The sequence below is a fragment of the Arenimonas maotaiensis genome (assembly GCF_014638745.1).
In the GTDB taxonomy this organism is placed as follows: Bacteria; Pseudomonadota; Gammaproteobacteria; order Xanthomonadales; family Xanthomonadaceae; genus Arenimonas; species Arenimonas maotaiensis.
Genome location: NZ_BMFO01000001.1, coordinates 809176 through 816262, shown reverse-complemented (window position 1 = coordinate 816262; position 7087 = coordinate 809176). Strand labels below are relative to the sequence as shown.

General features: G+C 63.3%; 4 protein-coding genes and 1 rRNA gene. 4 read left to right on the top strand and 1 reads right to left on the bottom strand.

Translation table 11 applies throughout. The features are described 5' to 3' along the window. The 3 genes from rrf to IEV56_RS03920 all read left to right on the top strand — a co-directional run. A 5S ribosomal RNA gene (gene rrf, locus IEV56_RS10695) occupies positions 1-76 on the top strand; the annotation flags it as partial. A gap of 142 nt (positions 77-218) precedes the next feature. Beyond that, positions 219-2264 carry a tetratricopeptide repeat-containing sulfotransferase family protein gene (locus IEV56_RS03925; protein ID WP_188447923.1) on the top strand — a complete coding sequence of 682 codons (2046 nt, stop codon included), beginning with the start codon at positions 219-221 and terminating at the stop codon, positions 2262-2264. A gap of 10 nt (positions 2265-2274) precedes the next feature. Further along, a complete protein-coding gene (locus tag IEV56_RS03920; protein WP_188447921.1) occupies positions 2275-4842 on the top strand; it encodes a TonB-dependent receptor in 2568 nt (855 codons plus the stop codon). 97 nt (positions 4843-4939) lie between these two features. Here the strand turns inward: IEV56_RS03920 and IEV56_RS03915 are convergent, their stop codons facing one another. Further along, complete coding sequence (locus tag IEV56_RS03915) at positions 4940-5878, bottom strand: carbohydrate kinase family protein (RefSeq protein ID WP_188447919.1); 939 nt, start codon at positions 5876-5878, stop codon at positions 4940-4942. A 157-nt stretch (positions 5879-6035) separates the two neighbouring features. Here IEV56_RS03915 and IEV56_RS03910 point away from each other — a divergent pair, with 157 nt between their 5' ends. Beyond that, entirely contained in the window at positions 6036-7085 is a 1050-nt protein-coding gene (locus IEV56_RS03910; protein WP_188447917.1) for a rod shape-determining protein, read from the top strand. Positions 7086-7087 lie beyond the last annotated feature (2 nt).

Genomic DNA, 7087 nt, shown 5'->3' with positions numbered 1-7087 from the left:
TCCCGAACTCGGAAGTGAAACGCAACTGCGCCGATGGTAGTGTGTGCATACATGCAAGAGTAGGTCATCGCCAGGGTCTTTACCCCAAAACCCCAGCCCCAAAAGGCTGGGGTTTTTTATTGCGCCGGGGCGGCTGGCAAATAGTGACTTCCGGGGGCTTTTAATACGCGGAATCTGTGCTAGATTTAATCCATAATTAACAAAATCGGGAGATGGGGATGTCTGCCGTTAGCAGCGCCGAGGCCACGCCCGGCCTCGAAGACGCGCTTGCCCTGGCCGCCAAATCGGTGGCCGGCGAGCCGCGGCTCGCCCTCGCGCAGACATCGGAAATCCTCAAGGTGCTACCCGAACAGCCGAACGCCCTGCTGCTGCAGGGGGTGGCGCTGGCGAAATTGGGCGAGCTCAAGCCGGCGTTGACCGTTCTGGCCCGGCTTGCCGCATTGCGGCCGAAATGGCATGCCGTCCACCTCGAGCTGGGATTGCTGTTGCGCCGGCTCGGTGAGGGCGATCGCGCCATGGCGGCATTCCGTGAGGCGGTGGCGTTGAAGCCGGATTCGCCGAAAGCCTGGTTGGCGATCGCCGACCTGCACGCGGCCAACGGCGACGCCAAGGCCGCCGACGACGCCTACATGATGCAACTGCGCCATTCCGACGGCAATCCGCAGCTGTTGGCCGCCGCCGCCGCGATGACGGAAAACGACGTACCGGTCGCCGAGCGCCTGCTTAAGGCCTATCTGGCCGCCAATCCGACCGACGTGGCGGCGATCCGCATGCTGTCGGAAGTGGCGGCCCGGCTCGGCCGCGACGCCGACGCCGAAGTGCTGCTGCAACGCTGCCTAGAGCTCGCGCCGGGCTTCAATTTCGCGCGGCAGAACTACGCCTACATCCTGAACCGCAACAACCGCTTCGCCAAGGCGCTGGAGCAGGTGGAGATCCTGCTGCAGGGCGATCCGCGCAACATGAGCTACCGCAACCTGAAGGCGGTCGCGCTCGGCAAGGTCGGCGATTTCGACAACGCCATCAAACTGTACGAAGAGGTGCTGGCCGAGCATCCGGGCTATTCGCGCATCTGGCACAGCTTCGGCCACACCTTGAAGACCGCCGGTCAGACGCAGCGTGCGGTCGAGGTCTACCGCCACAGCATCGCGCTGGAGCCCAACTACGGGGAAGCCTATTGGAGTCTGGCCAACCTGAAGACCTTCCGTTTCAGCGACGACGACATCGCCGCCATGCGGGCGCAGCTTGCGCGCAGCGACCTCGGTGAGGAAGACCGTTTCCACTTCGATTTCGCTCTGGGCAAGGCCCTAGAAGACAAGAAACTGTACGAGTCCTCGTTCGCGCACTATGAGGCCGGCAACCATCGGCGCAAGCGTCTCATTCAATACAGCGCCGACCGCAACACCCTGAAGCTGCGCCAGAACCAGCGCCTGTTCGATGCCGCGTTCTTCGCCGAACGTGCCGATTTCGGCGTACCCGACCGCGACCCGATCTTCATCCTCGGCATGCCGCGTGCCGGCTCTACGCTGCTCGAGCAGATCCTCTCCAGCCATTCGCAGGTGGAAGGCACGATGGAGCTGCCCGACGTCATCGCGGTGACCAAGGACCTGTACCGGCGCGAAACCGATCCGGCGGCGCGCACCTATTATCCGGCGCTGGCGCGGATGTCCGCCGCGCAGGCGGCCGCTTACGGCCGGCAGTATCTGGAAAACACCCGCATCCAGCGCCGCAGCGGCGCGCCGCTGTTCATCGACAAGATGCCGAACAACTACGCGCATGTGGCATTGATCCAGCTGATGCTGCCGAACGCGAAGATCATCGACGCCCGCCGGCATCCACTGGCCTGCTGCTTCTCCAACTTCAAGCAGCATTTCGCCCGCGGCCAGAACTTCAGCTACAGCCTGGACGACATGGGCCGCTACTACCGCGACTACGTCGAGCTGATGGCGCACTTCGACGCCGTGCTGCCCGGCCGCGTCCATCGCGTGCACTACGAGAACATGGTGTCCGACACCGAGGCGGAAGTGCGCCGTCTGCTCGATTACTGCGGCCTGCCCTTCGAGGAGGGCTGCCTGCGCTTCTTCGAGAACGACCGGCCGGTGCGCACCGCCAGTTCGGAGCAGGTGCGCAAACCGATATACACCGAAGGCGTCGACCATTGGCGCAATTTCGAACCCTGGCTGGGGCCGCTGAAGGACGCACTGGGCCCCGTGCTTGAACTGTACCCGGAAGTTCCGGTTTTCAACTGTGGCAAATACCAACAATAAGGGAGAGACGATGAAAACACCGAATAAAGGCAAGACGCGGGCGGCTGCCGCCCGGCTGCCGCTGACCGCCGCGATCTACGTGGCGCTCACCGCCGCGGCGATGGCGGAGGACCAGGCCGCCGTCGAGGAGAAGAAGGCGGTCCTCGACACCGTGACCGTGACCGCGCAGAAGCGCACCGAAAACCTGCAGGAAGTGCCGATCAGCATCCAGGTGCTGGGCACGCAGAAGCTGGCGGAGATGAACGTCAACGATTTCGACGATTACGCCAAACTGCTACCGGCCCTGTCCTATACCCAGGGCGAGGGCGGCGGCTCCGATCCGTACATGCGCGGCGTGGTCAGCGGCGGCGACGGCAACCACTCCGGACCTTCGCCGTCGGTCGGCATCTACCTCGACGAGCAGCCGGTCACCGGCGTCGGCGGCTCGATCGAACCGCACATCTACGACATCGAGCGCGTGGAAGCGCTGGCCGGCCCGCAGGGCACCTTGTACGGCGCCAGCTCGCAGTCCGGCACCATCAAGATCATCACCAACAAGCCGGATGCCAGCGGCTTCGCCGCAGGCTATGGCCTCGAGGTCAACAGCCTGACCAACGGCGGCACCGGCCATGTGCTGGAAGGCTTCCTGAACGCGCCGATCACCGACAATGCCGCCATCCGCGTGGTGGCCTGGAACAAGCACGAAGCCGGCTGGATCGACAACGTCTACAACGAACGCACCTTCCCGACCTCGGGCATCACCGACGACAACGCCGATTTCGTCGAGAAGGACTACAACGACTCGCACACCGTCGGCGCCCGCGCCGCGCTGAAGATCGATCTGGGCGAGAACTGGTCGATCATGCCGACCATCATGCACCAGACCGAGAAGACCGGCGGCAGCTTCGCCTTCGATCCGGTGGTCGGCGATCTGGAGATTTCCCGTTACTATCCGGAATCCCTGACCGACAAATGGACCCAGGCCGCGTTGACCGTGACCGGCAAGGTCGGCAACTTCGACCTGGTGTATTCGTTCTCGAATCTGGACCGCGACACCGCCTCCGAATCCGACTACAGCGATTACGGCTTCTGGTACGACGTGGTGTCCGGCTACGGCGCCTACGCATACGACAACAACTACGAATACATCAACCCTTCGCAGTTCATCCAGAGCTCGGGCGAGCAGAAGAAGCGCAGCCACGAAATCCGCATTTCCTCGCCGCAGGACCAGCGCTTCCGCTTCATCGCCGGCTACTTCCAGATCGACCAGTACCGCGATATCCAGGAGCGCTACCTGATCGCCGACTGGTACGACGGCTACGAAGTGACCGGCTGGGAAGACACCATCTGGCTGACCAAACAGGACCGACGCGACAGCGAGCGTGCCGTGTTCGGCGAGTTCAGCTTCGACTTCACCGACAAGCTGACCGCCACCGCCGGCTTCCGCCATTTCGAAAGCGAGAGCAGCATCCGCGGCTTCTTCGGTTTCTCGCGCGCGTTCAGCAGCCAGGGTTCGCGTCCGGGTAACCAGCGTTACGGCGAAGCGGGTTGCGCTTTCGTGCACGGCAGCACCGATCCGGCCGACTGGCCGAAATTCAACGGCGCGCCCTGTGAGTTCATCACCAACCCGGATGGCAGCTTGGGCAAGACCACCGAGGAATCCGGCACGCTCGGCAAGTTCAACCTGACCTACAAGATCGACGACAGCAAGCTGATTTACGGCACCTGGTCGGAAGGCTACCGTCCGGGCGGCATCAACCGCCGTGCCACCTTGCCAGCCTATCTGTCCGACTACCTGACCAACTGGGAGCTTGGCTGGAAGACGAGCTGGATGGACAACCGCCTGACCTTCAACGGCGCGCTGTTCCGTCAGGAATGGAAAGACTTCCAGTTTACGATTCTTGGCCAAAACGGCCTGACCGAAATCAAAAACGCCAACCAGGCCCAGATCGACGGTCTGGAAATGGATGTCAATTTCGCGGCTACGTACAACCTGCAGCTCAGCGCCGGCGTGGCGTTCTACGACGCCAAGTTGACTGAAAACTACTGCGGTGCGACGCTCAATGGCTCTCCGATTACCGAGTGTCCTGTGGGCTCATCGCTGTTGACCGATGCCGGACCGTTGGATTTCGCAGGTGGTCCTGAAGCGCCGAAGGGTACCCGTCTGCCAGTCACCGCCAAGTTCAAGGGCAATCTGACCGCCCGTTACACCTTTGACTGGAATGGCTATGAGCCGTTCATCCAGGGATCCATGGTGTATGAGGGTAAGCGTACCTCCGATTTACGCACCTTGCTCTACGACAACGACCACGAGGACTTCATCAATAACGATATCTTGGGCAGCATGCCGTCCTACATGATGTTCGACCTGTCGGCCGGCATCCGCAAGGACAATTGGACGCTGAATCTGTACGTGAAGAACCTGTTCGATGAGCGGGCGGAGTTCAATCGGTTCGTTATGTGCCCCGATACCGTTTGCGGCAACGCGTTCCCGGGCAACAACGCGTTCCCGGCGCCGTCCGAGTACGCCAATGGCCAGGTCTACACGGTGGCCGCGCAACCGCGCACCATCGGCCTGCGCTTCTCGCAGGAGTTCTGATCCAAGGCGTCATGCGCAACGGAAAAACCCCCGGCTTGCCGGGGGTTTTTTCATGGCCGGAAGAAAGCGGCCGAAGCGCCGGCGGCGGAGCGCCGGATCAGTCCAGCGCGTAGCCGAACTGCTGCTTGAACTGCAACGCGAACTCGGCATAGCCGAAGCGCTGGTTCTGCGGGCCGAGGTTCTCGATCTTCAACGCGCCCATCAGCGACGCGATGCGGCCGGCGGTGGCCATGTCCATGCCTTTCATCAGGCCGAAGATCAGGCCGGCGCGGTAGGCGTCGCCGCAACCGGTCGGGTCGACCACGCGGATGGCGTCGGCGGCCGGGATCTGCAGCAGGCCGCCGGCGGTATGGATTTCCGAGCCTTTGTCGCCGCGGGTGATGATATAGCCCTTGACCCGCTCGGTGATGTCCTTGACGCTCAGGCCGGTCTTGTCCGACATGAGTAACGATTCGTAATCATTGACGGTGACGTAGGTGGCCTGCTCGATCATGCGCCGCAGTTCCTCACCGTTGAACAGCGGCATGGCCTGTCCGGGGTCGAAGATGAACGGGATGCCGGCCGCGCTGAATTCATCGCAGTTCTGCAGCATGGCCTCGTAGCTGTCCGGGCCGACGATGCCGAACGCGACGTCCGGCACGTCCGCCACGTGGTTCTCGAACGAGCGCATCATCGCGCCCGGGTGGAAGGCGGTGATCTGGTTGTCGTCCAGGTCGGTGGTGATGAAGGCCTGCGCGGTGTACAGGTCCGGCACCACCTTGACGTGGGTCAGCGGGATGCCGCAGGCCTCGAAATGCTCGCGGTAGGGCTCGAAATCCTGGCCGACGGTGGCCATCGGCACCGGGCTGCCGCCCAGCAGCTTCAGGTTGTAGGCGATGTTGCCGGCGCAGCCGCCGAACTCCCGGCGCATGCGCGGCACGAAGAACGACACGTTCAGGATATGGACCTTGTCGGGCAGGATGTGGTTCTTGAACTGGTCCTGGAACACCATGATGGTGTCGTAGGCGAGCGAGCCGCAGATCAGCGCACGAGACATCGTAAATCCCTGAAATCCATGAAGTCGGCCATTTTACCCGATTGCCCGGCATCTGTCTGAATCATAAGGGCTCCCGGCGCAGGAATCGCTTGTCCGGCCGGGGCGGAAACGGTATCCTAGTGGCCTGCCAAACCCCCATTTCATAAGGCTTTCCCCGATGTTCAAGAAGCTGCGCGGCCTGTTCTCCAACGATCTCTCCATCGACCTGGGCACGGCCAACACCCTGATCTACGTCCGCGGCCAGGGCATCGTGCTGAACGAGCCGTCGGTGGTCGCCATCCGCACCGGCCGCAACAGCCACCATTCGCATATGGTCGCCGCGGTCGGCGCCGACGCCAAGCAGATGCTCGGCCGTACGCCCGGCAACCTCACCGTGGTGCGCCCGATGCGCGACGGCGTCATCGCCGACTTCACCTACACCGAAGAGATGCTCAAGCATTTCATCCGCAAGGTGCACACCTCGCGCATCCTGCGCCCGAGCCCGCGCGTGCTGATCTGCGTGCCCTGCGGTTCGACCCAGGTCGAACGCCGCGCGATCCGCGAATCGGCGCTTGAGGCCGGCGCGCGCGACGTGTTCATCATCGAGGAGCCGATGGCGGCCGCGATCGGCGCCGGCATCCCGGTGGCCGAAGCGCGCGGCTCGATGGTCATCGACATCGGCGGCGGCACCACCGAGATCGCGGTCATCTCGCTCAACGGCATCGTCTACTCGCAGTCGGTCAAGATCGGCGGCGACCGCTTCGACGAAGCCATCATCAACCACGTGCGCCGCACCCGCGGCACCCTGATCGGCGACGCCTCGGCCGAGAAGATCAAGCTCGAGATCGGCTGCGCCTTCCCGCAGCAGGAGATCAAGGAAATGCGCATCTCCGGCCGCAACCTGGCCGAGGGCGTGCCGCGCGAAATCGTGCTGAACTCCAACGACGTGCTCGAAGCCCTGCGCGAGCCGCTGTCCGGCATCGTCAGCGCCATCAAGCTGGCGCTGGAACAGACGCCGCCCGAGCTGTGTTCGGACATGACCGAGCGCGGCATCGTGCTGACCGGCGGCGGCGCGCTGCTGAAAGACCTCGACAAACTGATCTCCGACAAGACCGGCCTGCACGTGCACGTCGCCGACGATCCGCTGACCTGCGTCGCCCGCGGCGGCGGCAAGGCGCTCGACCTGATCGACATGCACGGCGGCGGCGAGTTCTCGACGCGCGAATGATC